This window comes from Enterococcus sp. DIV0691 (genome assembly GCF_051711145.1).
GTDB classification, from domain to species: Bacteria; Bacillota; Bacilli; order Lactobacillales; family Enterococcaceae; genus Enterococcus_B; species Enterococcus_B hirae.
In genome coordinates, this window is sequence record NZ_JBIOLY010000001.1 from 1,560,363 (window position 1) to 1,576,209 (window position 15,847).

A 15,847-nucleotide genomic window follows, 5' to 3' on the forward strand; every position below is an offset into this window, starting at 1 on the left:
AATGTTTTGGAAAAAAAATTAATATCAAAAAGAGCTGTCATTGATTATCACCTATCTGTTGCATATCTATGATTTGTTTTACTGAACCAATTACACCGGCATCATTTGCCAATTTGCAAGGAATGACTTGGGGCATTTGAACGCTGGATAATACTCGGTACTCATGAATAATTCTTGTATAAGCTGCTTGTATCTCCGCCATAATCTGAGAATTTCCACTAACCCCTCCTCCTATCAAAATAGCTTCGGGTGCTATATACACACTAATGTTGGTTAGAAGTCGGGCAACATCATCTAAAAATTCATCTACATATTTTTTAGCTAATGCATCTTTTTGTGCGGCCAAATCAAAGATATACTTGGCATCCTTCACTTCTTTCCCAATCGCTAAGCTATATTTGCGACATAAACCGCCGACAACACCCGCATGTAATGAAGTAGAATCCAGTTTATATTCCTGATTTTCTCTACCCATTAAAGAAACACCGAACTCACCAGCTAAACCACCTTGCCCCCAATAAAGCTTACGATCAATCACGATCGCCCCTCCAATAGCGGAGCCTAAAGTCACGCAGACATAATTACTATAGTTCGCCCCATTTCCAAGCCAACCTTCAGCTAAGGCAACCGCTTTACTATCAGTAATGATTTCCACTGGTAGTTGTAAATGGTCTTGAGCAATTTCTTTAACGTTCAAGCCAATCAATTTTTTTAAGGAGCCTGCTGTTTGCATCGTTCCATCATGATTTATCACTCCTGGTAAACTAATTCCTACACCAGAAATATCTAAATACTGTTGTTGCTCGTTTAAATAATTTTTCAAATCGGTCAAAATTTGTGTCATATCATTTGTACTAGTGATTTTTTCTTTTTTTATTATCTGTCCTGTAGAATCAACTATTCCTAATTTAATAAAGGTCCCCCCGATATCGACACCTAAGTAATAGCTAGTCATACTGTTTGTTCACCTCACAAAATCTAAAATCTTCAAAGCGTTGTATGTTTTTCATCTCAAATAACCGATCTTCCGGAATATGCCCCACAAGATTGATTTTTTTATCACCAGGGCGATCTTTCAAAGCAATTTGAACTTCACCTTTATATTGCCCATAAGCCTCATTTAAAATGAGAATATCCCCTTTTTTGATCATCTGAACTGGGTGATTGCTAGGCAATGGTTTATCTACAATCTTAGCGCGAAGCCTAGTTGAACGAATCATATAATCCGAAGAGTCTCCTCGATAGTTATGCGTGTAGTCAAATAAGAGCTGTCGTTCGAATGCAGTAATATCTTCCACTAAGGTGATATCTATTTTTTTCATTGAATCTTTGGCAGCTTCACTGACTTGACGTAATTCTTCTTCTGAGGCAAACATCGTACCAATCAGGACATCATCTATTAGACCACTTTGTAAAAGATCCCTCACTTGTATTCCTATTGGTAGGTGACGATGTTCCTCTAAGGTACAAAGCCCCTCTTGTAATGGCCAAGGGCCCTGTTCCCCGAACTGAGAAGTAACAAATGCTGCTGTCGTTAAATAACTTTGACAGAATTTTATTGAATACTGCTTAAACTGCTCTCTGGATAGCCCTGTATATTGCTGTGGGAAAAAATTATGGCAACCAGTAAGCTGCTTTCGATTCGGACCATAATCCAAAATTTGATCAAGATAATGAGAATAATTGCTCATATTTAATTCAATCTTGATACCATAAGGATTTTTAGTCATTTCAGCTTCTTCTTTCCCTGTCATACCAGCATCTAAGCGTATACAATTAATTCCCCAATCAGCTAAAAATGTTAAGTCTTTATAGGACTCTCCTAAAAGATCAAATATTGGTGGGATAAAATCAATAGCTACTTCAAATTCTTGCTCTCTTGCTTCTTTGATTATTTTTAAATATTTTTCCATGGACTCACTGACATTGTTCCGATCAATTTGAAGCAAGCTCAAGAATACACGTTGAAAGCCATACGATTTTGCTAAAGCTAAATAGTTTTTCATTTCATTAAATGAAGCTTTTTCTGGATATAAGGAAATTCCTAACACTGGATTTACTCCTAACAATTATTTATTTTTCATTTCTTCCTGTAGCTCTTTCATATCAGCCACTTTAACAAATGGGAACCAAATCAATGCCACAATTGCCGTGATAATAATGTAAATCAACAGGAATTGCCAGTTACCAATCAATGAAAACTTAACAAATCCTGGTGTTGTCCAAGGAATCGCTTCTGCCGTAGGATTATAGGGAATTGGCAAGATCGTACTCATTAATCCCCAAGAAACAAAACCTGCAACAAGTGGGCTTAAAACTAATGGTAAGAAAAAGATTGGATTCATTACTGTCGGAATCCCAAAGTTTAGCGGCTCGGTAATATTAAAAATCGTTGGCAACGCACCTAACTTAAACATTTCTTTATAGCGAGCTGACTTAGAGAAGAATAAACAAATAACCAGACCAAGCGCATTTCCTGCCGCTCCACAAACACCATACACAAGAGAAGCCATGGCAAAAGGCAACGTGCTACCATTGGTATAAGCATCGATATTAGCAGTCATCATTGTTAAGGTTACAGCTGAAAGTGGTCCAGATAACACAGCATTATGGATACCAAAGAACCACAAGAAAGCAATCAATACTTGAATAAAAATCATTGATACTGGATTAGCCATCAAACTATTCAACGGTGCACTAATCATTTCTGTAATAAAAGTAAAGATATCTCCAAAATCAGTAAACGAAAAAGCAATCCGAATGGCACATACAAATAAGAAAATCGTGGTCACAATAAACGTCGGTGCTAAGGAATCAGAAACCATTGGTGGCACTGATGCTGGTAATTTGATCGTAAAATTTTTCTTTGACAAGATAGAATACAATTTGGTAATTCCAATTGCAACGATCATTCCTACAAAAATACCTTGTCCTCCTAAATAATCAAATTTCACCGCGTTGACTGTTGATTCCACCCATTTTCCCCCATCGTTGACATGCGTAACAACTTGTTGAGGGATTAAAATAAAATATGAAGCGAGAGAAATTAGACCTGCATTTTGTGAATGGACACCTAAGCGATTCGCATATGCATACGCAATATTATAAACTGCAAATAAACCCATTAGACCAATAGAGGCATTACTAACAGCGGCTAAACCAGGTGCTAAGTTCATATCCTGTAACCATTTAAGCCAAGCAGGAATCGGGAAATTTGCTAAAATTAAAATGAACGCAGATCCAATCGTCGCTGGACTTGTTCGAATAAATCCTTCAGATAGTGCTCCTAAGATATTATTGTTTTGCATCTTTGCTGAAAGCGGCAACAAATTGTTGTTTAAAAATGCTTCGAATTTTTTCATTACTCAATACTCCATTCTAATATGTTTAAATAAATGTTTTTTTGATCAAGTACTTTAATCATCCATAGTATAAACAATGATTATGAATAGATATACCAAAAAAGTGTTTCTTTTATTAAGAAAGTGTTTTATATTTTGAATGGAGGTGTTAGTATGTCGCCAATCCTTATTTCATTAATATCCATAACAGAAAAACTAGGCATTCCCGTCAGTGTGGTTGAAAAAACACTAAAAACAGAAGAAAATCAGCTTTCTGCTATTCAAATGTATAATATAAAACGAGAAATCTATGGAACTTTTTTATATAGTGACAGTTCATCAGAGACAGGTTATATGCAGATTACCTGTGGCCCATTACTCATGGCTGAGGTAAATTTTGGTTTAAAAGAAGCCGAGGATACCACACAAGAATTCAGACAAATCCTTACAAATCTATTTATATTAGCAAATCATCATTCACCAAAAAAAATCGACGATAAGCAATTAAATCTAGAAGAATTTTACCAATCACAAACATTCTCTTATAATACTTTTTACGATATTGAAGAATACTATAAGTTAGAGTTGCTGCTCTTTTCTCATGTAAAAGATCGCAATAAATTAGCTGCAATAAAAACACTTGAATTATTTATCAAATATTACTATAAGAGCCTTACAAGCGATCAACTTAAATGTTTTTATTGTGCGCTCATTACATTACTTACACGAGTGGAAGTTGAAAAAGGTGTACCGGTAAGCAAAGTTTTTAATAGACAGTTTCAGTACTATGAATATTTACAGGAAATTCGTGATATCAATAAGTTTGAAACATTAGCTAAGCAAGCCATTCATGACTTTTTGGCTCATCCAACCAATATTCCTAAAAAAACCTATAGCCCTGTTACCGTATGTGTTCTTAACTATGTAGAAAATCATCTGTATGAAGCTATTTCTTTAAAAGATATCTGTGATGTTTTAAATCGGGATTCAAAATACGTGGGAAGGTTATTTTATAAAGAAGTTGGGATGCATTTTAAAGATTTCATGCATTTGAAGAAAATTGAAAAGGCCAAGTACTTTTTATTATTTTCTAACAAATCCATCAATCAAATTGCCGAAGAACTATCATTTAGCACCCAGAGCCATTTCTCAACCGTATTCAAAAAGATCGTAGGCATAACCCCATATAAATATCAGCGCAATCGTGTCTATTATTCTTATTGAGTAGTGATAATAGTAGTAATCGCTCAGTTCAAGGATTAGGGGAAGCATGAAACTGATCATTCAAAGTGTAGTGAAATGAAATACTAAATCTAGAATGCACTCCCCCTCTCATTCAACTTTCATTCTTTGCGGCATACTCACGCTACTCTTCTTGAAAATGGTGCTAAGATGAAGGAAATTCCTGAACGACTAGGGCATAGCAGAATTTCTATTACGATGGATACTCTCACATGCCGAATAAAATGCAAAATGAAACGGTCGACATTATGGAGAAGCTTAGAAAGAACTCTTGAGGTTTGCCACCAAAAAAAACCACCGGTGGCAAACCGGTGGTAAATCCATGTAAACATGGTCTAATTTTTACACTATTTTCAAGTAAGCGCTGCTATTTCTTCACATGTGGGAAAACCGTGGGAAAAACAGATAAAAAAGGGTCTAGCTCAATGGCTAGACCCTTTGCTATTTTTTCGGTTCATCCTCATCCATTTTCAGAACAGCCATGAAGGCTTCCTATAAGATTGTGTTATTCACAAAGTTTTTCTAATATCTATACATCATTATAAATCCTATTATACCAACTTTCATATTAAGCAAGAGCCTATTATTTAATACTTGCTGATACTCATATAATAATAATGGATATTTTATAAAGGGGCGAAAAAATGGCGAAATTATTTCTTTAATAGAATATTTTTTACCTTGTAAGACTCGATTATACGACCGGATGCTTATGAGCCATAATATAAAAAAAACCACCTCAATCGAGGTGGTTAAAGTTCAACATTATTTTACGATATTTACCGCTTGAGGACCACGTTGTCCTTCTTCAATATCATATGAAACAGCTTGACCTTCGTCTAATGTTTTGAATCCATCTCCTTGGATAGCTGAGAAGTGTGCAAATACGTCATTTCCATCTTCACCAGTGATAAATCCAAAACCTTTATCTGAGTTAAACCATTTTACTGTACCGTTATTCATATATATTTCCTCCTAATACGTATATAATACGTGTTTTGTTGCAATTAATATTACTTGGTAAAAGGAGTTTTTATAGTGTGAATATATCGCTCAGATTACGTTTCAAATTAGATTACTTAATTACTATAACACGGATGCAATGGTAACACAAGGATAACTGCTTGATACACTTTTTAATACAAAATTTGGAGTAAATATTTAGAATGATTAATTAAAGGATGAAAAATTTGAAAATAAACGACTAACGCCACTAATTACAATATTACATCATTTACTTAAAACTTTAATAAATTTTACTTTTCTACTATATTGACTATTGCTTTTCCACAAATTAGTTCTTGTTCTAAAAATGATTTTATTTGCAATGCACATTCTTTTGAAAATGGTTCAGCCTCTTTCCATGATCCTAATAGTGGATAATTATTGATTACACTTTTGACATATTGTTTGTTTTTTACTCCTCGTGTTTGTACTTCTACATAATACATAGTGATACCTTCTTTATTAGTTTTTTATGTAAAGACTACTCTTATGAGTAGTCTCATAGATAATAAATCGCAGTAAAATACAGGAGATCTTTGTGAGGTTGATCGTAGTTACTACGAAATTTATTTTGTGCTACATAGTTTAACCTGAATAATGCGAATACAACATGAAATATCTTGTAGCACATTTTAATTATAATCTATTAAATTAAGTTTTTTTATTTGTTTTTGTTATATCTAATATAAAAAATATTACCTAATAATAAAAAACATTATATTTAACCAAAAATGGCAGAATAAAAATGCAATCTATTCTTAATAAAATAGATTAATCAAAAGCAACTAAAAAGAGCTACTTTTTCAAGTAGCTCTGAATAGATGTCATCAATCTTAAAAAGAAAAGAGATCATTCACTATTTGAGGACTGTTTATCCAGAGAAGTCAGCCGGCTACCTGAAACTTATGCGACAACTTTGCGAACATTTAAAAAGTTTCTGCCACAGATCCAAAATGCCCTCCGCTACAGTTATTCAAACGGACCACTAGAATGTTTAAACAACCATATTAAAGTATTAAAACGCAATGCTTATGGGTTTCGAAATTTTTATCATTTCAAACGACGGATCATGATTCGACATGGTAAAACTATTTTAACCAAATAAAAAGAACAGAAAGAAGTTTTTCTTCTTTCTGCCCCAAATTATTCTAAGATTTCTCTTTACCAACATCATTTGACAAAGAGCCTGAGAAAACCGTGGGAAAAACAGATAAAAAAGGTCTAGCTCAATGGCTAGACCCTTTGCTATTTCTTCGGTTCATCCTCATCCATTTTCAGAACAGCCATGAAGGCTTCTTGTGGGACTTCGACGCTACCGATTTGTTTCATTCGTTTCTTTCCTTCTTTTTGTTTTTCAAGAAGTTTACGTTTACGTGAGACATCTCCACCATAACATTTTGCTAAGACGTTTTTACGTAATGCTTTGATATCTGAACGAGCAACGATTTTTTGTCCGATAGCTGCTTGGATCGGCACTTCAAATTGTTGACGTGGAATTAGTTTTTTCAGTTTTTCAACGATTGCTTTTCCTCGTTCATAAGCAAAATCTCGGTGAACGATGAAACTTAACGCATCGACTTTTTCTCCATTTAATAAAATATCCATTTTTACTAACTTGCTCTTTTGATAACCGGACATTTCATAATCCAAGGAAGCATAACCTTTCGTGCTGGATTTTAGTTTATCGAAAAAGTCAAAAACGATTTCAGAAAGTGGAATGTTATAAACAACATTCACTCGATAATCATCTAAATAATCCATTGTGATGAATTCTCCACGTTTTCTTTGGGATAGTTCCATCACTGCACCAACGAAGTCATTTGGAACCATGATCTGTGCCTTGACAAAAGGTTCTTCAACATCTTGGATCGTTACTGGTTCTGGAAAATCTGCTGGATTATCGACGACTGTCATAGACCCATCTGTTTTATTCACATGATAGATTACAGAAGGTGCCGTTGTGATCAACTCTAAGTTGAACTCACGTTCCAAACGTTCTTGGACTACATCCATGTGTAATAAACCTAAGAATCCACAACGGAAGCCAAAGCCAAGAGCTTGTGAGGTTTCAGGTTCAAACTGTAGTGCTGCGTCGTTTAGTTGTAATTTTTCAAGTGCTTCACGCAAATCATTGTAACGGGAAGTATCAATTGGATATAATCCACAGTAAACCATTGGATTCATTTTACGGTATCCAGGTAGCGCTTCTTCTGCTGGATTATCTGCTAACGTAACTGTGTCCCCTACTCGTGTGTCTTGGACCGTTTTGATACTTGCCGTGATATACCCTACATCACCGACCATCAAGAAATCTCTAGCAACAGCTTTTGGTGAAAAGACTCCCACTTCTGTCACATCAAATGTTTTGCCGTTACTCATCAATTTGATTTTATCGCCTGGTTTGACCATGCCGTCTGTGATTCGAACATTCAGAACGACTCCTCGATAACTATCGTACACGGAATCAAAGATCAATGCTTTCAAAGGGGCATCCAGATCGCCTGATGGGGCTGGTACATATTCAACGATTTGTTCAAGTATTTCTTCAATCCCAATTCCTGCTTTAGCACTAGCCAGGACTGCCTCACTGGCATCGATTCCGATAACATCTTCGATTTCTTGTCGTACACGTTCTGGATCAGCAGCTGGAAGATCGATTTTATTGATGACTGGCAAAATTTCCAGATCATTATCCAAAGCTAAGTAAACATTTGCTAATGTTTGAGCCTCGATTCCCTGTGCCGCATCAACTACTAATACCGCACCTTCACAGGCTGCTAAACTCCTTGATACTTCATAAGTGAAATCGACGTGCCCAGGGGTGTCGATGAGATGGAAGATATAGGTTTCGCCATTTTTGGCTGTATAATTCAATTCGACAGCATTTAATTTAATCGTGATTCCACGTTCACGCTCTAGATCCATTGAGTCTAATAGCTGATCCTGCATTTCACGAGACGTCACAGTGTTCGTCTTTTCCAGAATACGATCGGCCAGCGTTGATTTTCCATGGTCGATATGAGCAATGATCGAAAAATTTCGAATTTGCTCTTGTCGTTGTTTCATTTTTTTTATATCCATAGCGTCTCCTCTTTTCGTTTAATCAGCACCTCTCATTATATCAATGAAAAGCATGAATTTAAAGACTTTTTACCTAGTCAGCTTTAGAAGTTTTTTTTATGAAAATTTGCTATACTAATAACAAGTAAATAATTGGAGATGAAAGAATGGATGAAAAAGATTTCAGAGAAAATCTTGAATTAAAACCTGTTACTGAAAAAGATGTTGATCAATTCAATGAGTTATTGTCTTATGTGTTTCAAGTAACAGAAGCAGACATCGAAGAAAGTGGTTTTGAAAGCAAAGGGGCATTTATTCGTTCCAAGCGCCCAATCTTGGAACTATCGGAAGTATTTGGCTGGTTCCACCATAACAAATTGATTTCTCAAATTGCGATCTATCCATGTGAAGTCAACATCCACGGTAAACCCTACAAAATGGGTGGCGTTACCGGTGTCGGAACGTATCCTGAATATGCAAATCATGGATTGATGCAAGATTTGATCTTGGTTGCGTTAGATAATATGCGTAAAAACAAACAATGGATCTCTTATCTTTATCCCTATAGCGTGCCTTATTATCGACGCAAGGGTTGGGAAATCATGTCTGATAAGTTGACATTTAAAATTCGTGATACCCAATTACCGAAGAATGTTCCTGTGGATGGAATGGTTGAACGATTACCAGTAGATCATCCAGATGTTTACCGAGTGTATCAGAAATTTGCGGCTCAAAATCACGGTGCTTTGTTTCGTAGCCAATTTCATTGGGAAGAATATTGGCGATTTGAAAATAAAGAGGAACGGACAGCTGCGATCTACTATACGAAAGAGCATGAACCAATTGGTGTTTTATTTTATTGGGTCGCTGAAGAAATTTTCCATGTTAAAGAGATGTTTTACTTGAATCAAGAAGCTCGGAATGGTTTATGGAATTTTATTTCAGCACACTTTTCAATGGTTTACTGGGTTCACGGTGACATCTACAAAAATGAGCCACTGGCTTTCTTGATTGAAGATAGTCAAATAAAAGAACAGATCGAGCCTTATTACATGGCGAGAATCGTAGATGTCAAAGAGTTTCTGAAGCAATTCCCCTTCGTTTCTACTGCGAAACCTTTCCACTTTGTTGTCGAGGACCCTATCGCCTCATGGAACAATGGTGTTTTTGGGTTGGTCTGGAACGAAGACGGACAATTGGATGTCGTGGACGAACCTGTCGGACAATCGGTTCAGTTGTCCATTCAAACATTAAGTTGTTTGATGATGAATTATCGTCGCCCTTCTTATCTTGCAAGGATCGAACGAATCAAAACAGATAATGAAACACTTAAAACACTTGAATTGATTCTTCCAAATATGGAAGCTTATTTCAGTGACTATTTCTAAGAAAAGGACGATGAAAATGAATATTTATTTTGCTGCCCCACTTTTTGCGAAAAGTGACTTATTATATAATGCGAAACTTGTAGAAGAAATCAGGAGTCTTTCCAATGAATTAACCATTTATCTTCCGCAAGAAAACGAAGCGATCAATGATAAAACAGCCTATGCTGATAGTCAGATGATTGCTTTAGCCGATACAGAAAAGGTATTGGAAAGTGATTTGATGATTGCACTATTAGATGGTTTGACCATTGATCCTGGTGTTGCATCCGAAATTGGTGTTGCCTATGCTAAAGGGATTCCTGTCATTGGATTGTATACAGATAGTCGGCAACAAGGCGGTACCCACCCGCAAAAAATTGCTGCTTTACAAGAAGTAGCTGAAAACCAATTCCATTATTTAAATCTTTATACAATTGGGTTAATCAAGCTAAATGGCGCTCTCGTAACTAGTGAAGAAGCGCTACTCAGTCAAGTAAAGACTTACTTAGATGGAGGTTTGAGCCATGAATAAGACAATGAAAAAAATCCAACTTGCACTTGTTGCTTTTGGTGTGTTTGTGGTTTGTTATAACCTTTATGAATTTATTACTAAAAAATATTCAACTACTCAGGGAGTTACTTTCATCATCGAATCTTTAGCTGGGATTCTATTGATTTTTCTCCCTCAGATCGTTAGAAAGATCGCAAAATTATACGTTCCAGATGCCATTGTTTTATTTTATTGGTTTTTCTTGTTTATTTCCGTGTTCTTAGGTACCGGTATGCATTTGATCAGTATCATTTCATTCTGGGATAAAATTTTACACGCCGTTAGTCCTATGGTATTGACTGCCCTAGGTTACGGATTGATCGGCTTATTATTGAAAGATGCACCAATTGCGAAGACTAGTCCATGGTTGTTTTTACTGTTTGGTTTTGCCTTTGCTGGCCTCTGTGGCGTGTTCTGGGAATTTTGGGAATTTCTCTGTGATCAATTCTTAGGAATGAATCTCCAACGGTTTGCCGCTTCAGATGGCACCTTATTTGTCGGACGAGCTGCTTTGATGGACACGATGGGTGATTTATTCACAAATACGATTGGTGCATTGGTCATGGGAATCTTTGCTTGGACCCAAGGAAGAAACAATCGTGATTATTTTGAAAATTATCGGTTGAAAATTTTGAAATAGAGCAAAAAAAATATCACATTAAAGAATTGTGACAAAAGTGAGATGCTTCCTAAAAATTGTGCGTGAAAACGTCAATGGTTAGGTGGCATCTCATTTTGTCTCACCCACTTATTTCTTATCATCAACCCTTACGGTGATTTTGTTACCATTCCCAATGAAAATTGTACTTAGTGACAAGGGTTGAAATGATGGGAACCAAAGAAGATATTTACCTGCCCACTCCTATTTATATGGGGAATAAAAACATTACCTTAGTAGATGAACTTGGAGATAACGATTGAGATCAACTTATTTTATGAATGATTTATTCAGACTTATGACCAAATTACAAAAAAACAATAAAGCTAGGTTGTTGACCTAACTTTATTGTTTTATTTTTTTGAGAGCTGAGATGGTGTGTGGCTCAACTAAAAAATTTGATCGATTCTACTTACTGTTCGCCAACACCCGTTTTCTTGCGAATGTTAACCGTTTCTTTACTCTTCCGTGTCTTCAAGTTCTTCCGTTTGGAAATGAAGTTTCTCTGCTAGCAAGGTAATCGTTACTTTAGATTTTGGTAAGATGTGTCCTGCTACGATTTCTTTGGCTAATGGTGTTTCTACTTCTTTCGTAATAAAGCGTTTCAATGGTCGAGCCCCGTATGCTGGTTCGTAGGCATTTTCAGCAATCCATGTTTTGGCTTCGTCGCTGATTGTTAGATGAATTTCTTGATAATCCAATCGTTTTGCCAATTGTGCCACCATTTTATCAACGATTCCTTTCACATTTTCAAGACTTAATGGTGTGAATAAAATCGTATCATCGATTCGATTTAAGAATTCTGGTTTGAAATGACCTCGAAGGATCGTTCTTACTTGTTCTTCCACTTCTTCAGGGATAGTGCCATCTGCTGACACTCCTTCTAATAACAGTTGAGAACCAATGTTGCTGGTCATGATAAGAACGGTATTTTTGAAGTCAACCACACGTCCTTTAGAATCAGTTAAACGTCCATCATCTAATACTTGTAACAAGATATTGAAGACATCTGGATGGGCTTTTTCGATTTCATCGAGTAAAACGATCGTATAAGGATTTCTGCGAACGGCTTCCGTCAATTGTCCGCCTTCTTCATAGCCAACATAGCCTGGAGGAGCCCCCACCAAACGAGATACGGCATGTTTCTCCATATACTCACTCATATCGATCCGCACCATGTGTTCTTCAGAATCAAATAAGTTTTCTGCTAAAGCTTTCGCTAATTCTGTTTTCCCAACTCCGGTTGGTCCTAAGAATAAGAAAGAACCTAGTGGGCGGTTTGGATCTTGCAATCCTGCTCGAGAGCGAATGACCGCATCACTGACAGCATCTACTGCTTCATCTTGTCCAATCACACGTTTATGCAATGTTTCGTTGAGCTTGATTAGTTTTTCTCGTTCTCCTTCCACTAATTTCGTGACTGGGATACCAGTTAAACGTCCAACCACTTGCGCAATTTCATTTTCAGTGACTGATTCTTGAACCATTTTGATTTCACTGTCTTTAGCTTTTGCTTCCAATTCCTTTAATTCTTTTTCTAATTGAGGAATCGTTCCATGTCTTAGGACGGCAGCCCGTTCTAAATCATAGTTGTTTTCTGCGTCTTCTAATTCATGTTTGGCTTTATCGATTTCCGCACGTTTAGAAGAAACGCTATTGACTTCTTGTTTTTCTGTTTCCCATTGCATTTTCATCGAGTTTGCTTCTTCTCGAAGATCAGCTAACTCTTCTTGTAGATTTTTCAAACGTTTTTTACTTGCATCGTCTGATTCTTTTTTCAATGCTGCTTCTTCGATCTCTAATTGCATCAAGCGACGAGTCACTTGGTCTAGCTCAGTCGGCATAGAGTTCATTTCTACTCGGATCGTTGCACTTGCTTCATCGATCAAATCAATTGCTTTATCTGGTAAAAAGCGGTCTGTGATATAACGGTCAGATAAAGTTGCAGCAGCGACTAATGCATTATCATGAATGTTGACTCCATGATGAATCTCAAAACGTTCTTTCAATCCTCGTAAGATACTGATAGTATCTTCTACTGTCGGTTCTTTGACTAAGACTTTTTGGAAACGACGTTCTAATGCTTTATCTTTTTCCATATATTGACGATATTCATCTAATGTCGTTGCCCCAATCAAATGCAATTCACCACGAGCAAGCATTGGTTTTAACAGATTTCCAGCATCCATGCTGCCTTCAGTTTTCCCTGCACCAACGATATTATGGATTTCATCAATAAATAAGATGATTCGTCCATCACTTTTCTTGACTTCTTTCAGCACAGCTTTTAATCGTTCCTCAAATTCACCACGGAATTTAGCACCAGCAATCAATGCCCCCATGTCTAATGAAAAGATCGTTTTATCTTTCAAGTTTTCTGGCACGTCTTTTCGTACGATACGTTGTGCTAACCCTTCTACAATTGCTGTTTTACCGACACCAGGTTCACCAATCAATACTGGATTATTCTTGGTTTTACGAGATAAGATACGGATAACATCCCGAATTTCTTCATCACGTCCAATGATTGGATCCATTTTCCCGCTTCTAACTTGTTGAACAAGATCAACGCCGTATTTTTCTAATGCTTTGTATTGTTCTTCTTGGTTTTTAGATGTCACCTTTTCTCCTCCTCTCATGTCTTCGATATTTTTACGTAACTCTTTTTCTGATAAACCATTTTTGGTCAAATAAACCGTCAATGGATAATTTTTCAATTTCATCAAGGCTAAAATTACAATCTCTGTTGAAAGAAATTCATCGCCAAAACTTTCTCTTAACTGGTCTGCTTCATTTAATAAACGGAATAGATTTTGGCTTAGATTCTGTCCATATTGGACGTTTCCCCCTGAAACTGTGGGATATTCATCTAATACACGATCTACTTCCTTTTCAAACGTATCAACATCCATTCCCGCATCAGTGTATAGATTGCGCCCAAAATGATTTGGTTGTAAAAAAATCTTCCACAAATGCGCAATATCAATTTCTTGATGTTTTCTTGTGACAGCGATTTGTTGCGCTTCAGCAATCGCTTCTTGAAGCGTGGTTGTCATTTTTTCAATGTTCATTTTACTTACCTCCTGAATATAAAATTTCAATATCCAATATGATACATCTCGTTCCAATAAACATTATACCTCTTTGGTCAGTCTTGGTCAAAAGATAACCTCGCTTATTTTATCGGAAATAAGTGATCAAAAAAAACACAACAGAGCCAACTTGGATGGACTTACTGTTGTGTTTTAGATCTAATAAAATGACTCTATACAATCGCTGTAATAATCAATTTGATTCTTTTTTGTTGTTTTTTACATCTTGGATCTCTTGTTTTATTACCCTTCGACGATCAGCAATCACGTAACATAACCCATAAATAAAAGGTAAGATAAATGAGCTAAACCGATACAGTAATAAAGAAGAAACAGCATCTACGGTTCCCACAAGTGGTCTGAATAACAACAGATAGACAAATTCAAATGAGCCGATTCCAGCTGGTGTAGGGATGACACCAGATAATACTACCGCAAAACTGATAAATGAAAAGGTCAAGAGAAAGTCGATCGTGGGATGGTTTTCAACCAAAAAGAGATAGGGCATGATATACCAAAAAATAAGTTTGACCATATTCCAAAAATAGATGCGTAATAGAGCTGTTCGATCTTTGACAATTGTCTGGACAGTTTCTCTCAACGAATAGATTTGTGTATTACATGTATCTACCCAACTTCTGATGCGTTCACTTCGAAACAGTTTGTTTGAGATACTCACAAAGAAAATTTGTAGATTCAGACTCATTGAGACCATCAATAAAAAGGCAATGATCAGCCCAGTTAAAATAATGCCAGCAATAATGAACCAAATCATGTTTGGTCCTTTGGAATAAAATAAAGAGAACTGGATGATCAAACCAATGATCGCATAGGTAATCACGGCTAATTTATACATAATCATATGCAACGCAGTGACACCTGCACCTTGTGAGTATTTCATTCCTTTTTTATTATAAAAATAAATTTCTGAAATCAAAGTTCCCGTTCCAAATGAAACGATTCGATAAAATGCAATATAGCAAGACGTCCAAAAACCATCCCAAGTGGAAAATGTTGGTTCGAACGGCTGGGCAATCTCTTTGATTGAACGACCTTCTGCCACCTGATAGATCGTTCCTAACAAGAATGCCGCTACCAGAACGATAAAGCTTGTAGACAGCAATTCAGCGAAAATATCTGCAAAAGATTGGTTGATCAAATAATAAATAATGGCAAAAATTCCAATCAATAAGAATAGATTTAACGCTATTTTCGTTTTTGCACCTTTTGTCGCCATCAATTACTCCTTAATGAAAAAAATAAATCAACAGTAAATCCACCAATACACCCAGTACAAATCCTACTGTAAATTTCTTTTTTCTCGTTTTATGATGGAATACTTTACGAGAAATCAATCCGCCAATTCCACCGCCTAATAAACTAACAAAAATCAAATTATTTTCTGGAACGCGCCAACCGCCTTTTTTTGCTTGATACTTATCATACCCCATCAAACAAAATAAATATAAATTGACGATCACTAAATAAAACCACAAAGGATTGTGTAGTAAAGCTTCCATACGTGTTTTCCT

General features: G+C 36.2%; 13 protein-coding genes and 2 pseudogenes. 6 read left to right on the plus strand and 9 right to left on the minus strand.

What is annotated here, in order from left to right; genetic code table 11:
* Positions 1 to 37: 37 nt before the first annotated feature.
* From IGJ11_RS07040 to IGJ11_RS07050, 3 genes are read right to left on the minus strand one after another with little or no spacing between them, the layout of a single operon-like run.
* On the minus strand, positions 38 to 955 hold the full coding sequence (locus IGJ11_RS07040; RefSeq protein WP_034698145.1) for an ROK family protein: 918 nt from the start codon (positions 953 to 955) through the stop codon (positions 38 to 40).
* A complete protein-coding gene (locus tag IGJ11_RS07045; protein ID WP_178286183.1) occupies positions 948 to 2,051 on the minus strand; it encodes a DUF871 domain-containing protein in 1,104 nt (367 codons plus the stop codon). The genes IGJ11_RS07040 and IGJ11_RS07045 overlap by 8 nt, the downstream gene beginning before the upstream one ends.
* 18 nt (positions 2,052 to 2,069) lie before the next feature.
* On the minus strand, positions 2,070 to 3,362 hold the full coding sequence (locus tag IGJ11_RS07050) for a PTS sugar transporter subunit IIC (protein WP_010737665.1): 1,293 nt from the start codon (positions 3,360 to 3,362) through the stop codon (positions 2,070 to 2,072).
* 135 nt (positions 3,363 to 3,497) lie between these two features.
* On the opposite strand from IGJ11_RS07050, the gene IGJ11_RS07055 reads away from it, so the two are divergent.
* Together IGJ11_RS07055 and IGJ11_RS07060 are read left to right on the plus strand one after the other, a co-directional pair.
* A complete protein-coding gene (locus tag IGJ11_RS07055; RefSeq protein WP_438772467.1) occupies positions 3,498 to 4,565 on the plus strand; it encodes a helix-turn-helix domain-containing protein in 1,068 nt (355 codons plus the stop codon).
* Positions 4,566 to 4,658: 93 nt separating this feature from the next.
* Positions 4,659 to 4,858 (plus strand): annotated as a pseudogene (locus tag IGJ11_RS07060) (tyrosine-type recombinase/integrase); the annotation flags it as partial.
* Between the two features lie 490 nt (positions 4,859 to 5,348).
* Here the strand turns inward: IGJ11_RS07060 and IGJ11_RS07065 are convergent.
* Positions 5,349 to 5,546, minus strand: coding sequence for a cold-shock protein (locus tag IGJ11_RS07065; protein ID WP_010718754.1), 198 nt, complete (start codon positions 5,544 to 5,546; stop codon positions 5,349 to 5,351).
* A gap of 293 nt (positions 5,547 to 5,839) precedes the next feature.
* Entirely contained in the window at positions 5,840 to 6,034 is a 195-nt protein-coding gene (locus IGJ11_RS07070; protein WP_053766822.1) for a hypothetical protein, read from the minus strand.
* A 374-nt stretch (positions 6,035 to 6,408) separates the two neighbouring features.
* Here IGJ11_RS07070 and IGJ11_RS07075 point away from each other — a divergent pair.
* Positions 6,409 to 6,693: pseudogene (locus IGJ11_RS07075) on the plus strand (transposase); the annotation flags it as partial.
* A 140-nt stretch (positions 6,694 to 6,833) separates the two neighbouring features.
* Here IGJ11_RS07075 and lepA read toward each other — a convergent pair.
* The gene (lepA, locus tag IGJ11_RS07080; protein WP_010719053.1) at positions 6,834 to 8,669 is read right to left on the minus strand and encodes a translation elongation factor 4; all 1,836 of its coding nucleotides are present in this window, start codon (positions 8,667 to 8,669) and stop codon (positions 6,834 to 6,836) included.
* A 146-nt stretch (positions 8,670 to 8,815) separates the two neighbouring features.
* On the opposite strand from lepA, the gene IGJ11_RS07085 reads away from it, so the two are divergent.
* The 3 genes from IGJ11_RS07085 to IGJ11_RS07095 are packed head-to-tail and all read left to right on the plus strand — an operon-like array spanning position 8,816 to position 11,205.
* Positions 8,816 to 10,036 carry a GNAT family N-acetyltransferase gene (locus tag IGJ11_RS07085; protein ID WP_207432092.1) on the plus strand — a complete coding sequence of 407 codons (1,221 nt, stop codon included), beginning with the start codon at positions 8,816 to 8,818 and terminating at the stop codon, positions 10,034 to 10,036.
* 16 nt (positions 10,037 to 10,052) lie between these two features.
* Entirely contained in the window at positions 10,053 to 10,547 is a 495-nt protein-coding gene (locus IGJ11_RS07090) for a nucleoside 2-deoxyribosyltransferase (RefSeq protein ID WP_010719051.1), read from the plus strand.
* Positions 10,540 to 11,205 carry a hypothetical protein gene (locus tag IGJ11_RS07095; protein ID WP_010719050.1) on the plus strand — a complete coding sequence of 222 codons (666 nt, stop codon included), beginning with the start codon at positions 10,540 to 10,542 and terminating at the stop codon, positions 11,203 to 11,205. Before IGJ11_RS07090 ends, IGJ11_RS07095 begins: the two co-directional genes overlap by 8 nt.
* A 476-nt stretch (positions 11,206 to 11,681) precedes the next feature.
* On the opposite strand, the gene clpB is transcribed toward IGJ11_RS07095, so the two are convergent.
* The 3 genes from clpB to IGJ11_RS07110 all read right to left on the minus strand — a co-directional run bounded on the left by clpB (position 11,682) and on the right by IGJ11_RS07110 (position 15,835).
* Positions 11,682 to 14,294, minus strand: a complete 2,613-nt coding sequence (gene clpB, locus IGJ11_RS07100) for an ATP-dependent chaperone ClpB (protein ID WP_010737669.1) — start codon at positions 14,292 to 14,294, stop codon at positions 11,682 to 11,684.
* 214 nt (positions 14,295 to 14,508) lie between these two features.
* Entirely contained in the window at positions 14,509 to 15,552 is a 1,044-nt protein-coding gene (locus tag IGJ11_RS07105; RefSeq protein ID WP_053766821.1) for a lysylphosphatidylglycerol synthase transmembrane domain-containing protein, read from the minus strand.
* Between the two features lie 10 nt (positions 15,553 to 15,562).
* Positions 15,563 to 15,835, minus strand: a complete 273-nt coding sequence (locus IGJ11_RS07110) for a DUF1294 domain-containing protein (RefSeq protein ID WP_010719047.1) — start codon at positions 15,833 to 15,835, stop codon at positions 15,563 to 15,565.
* Positions 15,836 to 15,847 lie beyond the last annotated feature (12 nt).

Coding starts and splice junctions, on each gene's coding strand:
- IGJ11_RS07090 (WP_010719051.1), top strand. CDS start 10,053: ATGAATATTTATTTTGCTGCCCCACTTTTTGCGAAAAGTGACTTATTA.
- IGJ11_RS07105 (WP_053766821.1), bottom strand. CDS start 15,552: ATGGCGACAAAAGGTGCAAAAACGAAAATAGCGTTAAATCTATTCTTA.
- IGJ11_RS07085 (WP_207432092.1), top strand. CDS start 8,816: ATGGATGAAAAAGATTTCAGAGAAAATCTTGAATTAAAACCTGTTACT.
- IGJ11_RS07070 (WP_053766822.1), bottom strand. CDS start 6,034: ATGTATTATGTAGAAGTACAAACACGAGGAGTAAAAAACAAACAATAT.
- clpB (WP_010737669.1), bottom strand. CDS start 14,294: ATGAACATTGAAAAAATGACAACCACGCTTCAAGAAGCGATTGCTGAA.
- IGJ11_RS07065 (WP_010718754.1), bottom strand. CDS start 5,546: ATGAATAACGGTACAGTAAAATGGTTTAACTCAGATAAAGGTTTTGGA.
- lepA (WP_010719053.1), bottom strand. CDS start 8,669: ATGGATATAAAAAAAATGAAACAACGACAAGAGCAAATTCGAAATTTT.
- IGJ11_RS07095 (WP_010719050.1), top strand. CDS start 10,540: ATGAATAAGACAATGAAAAAAATCCAACTTGCACTTGTTGCTTTTGGT.
- IGJ11_RS07040 (WP_034698145.1), bottom strand. CDS start 955: ATGACTAGCTATTACTTAGGTGTCGATATCGGGGGGACCTTTATTAAA.
- IGJ11_RS07110 (WP_010719047.1), bottom strand. CDS start 15,835: ATGGAAGCTTTACTACACAATCCTTTGTGGTTTTATTTAGTGATCGTC.
- IGJ11_RS07050 (WP_010737665.1), bottom strand. CDS start 3,362: ATGAAAAAATTCGAAGCATTTTTAAACAACAATTTGTTGCCGCTTTCA.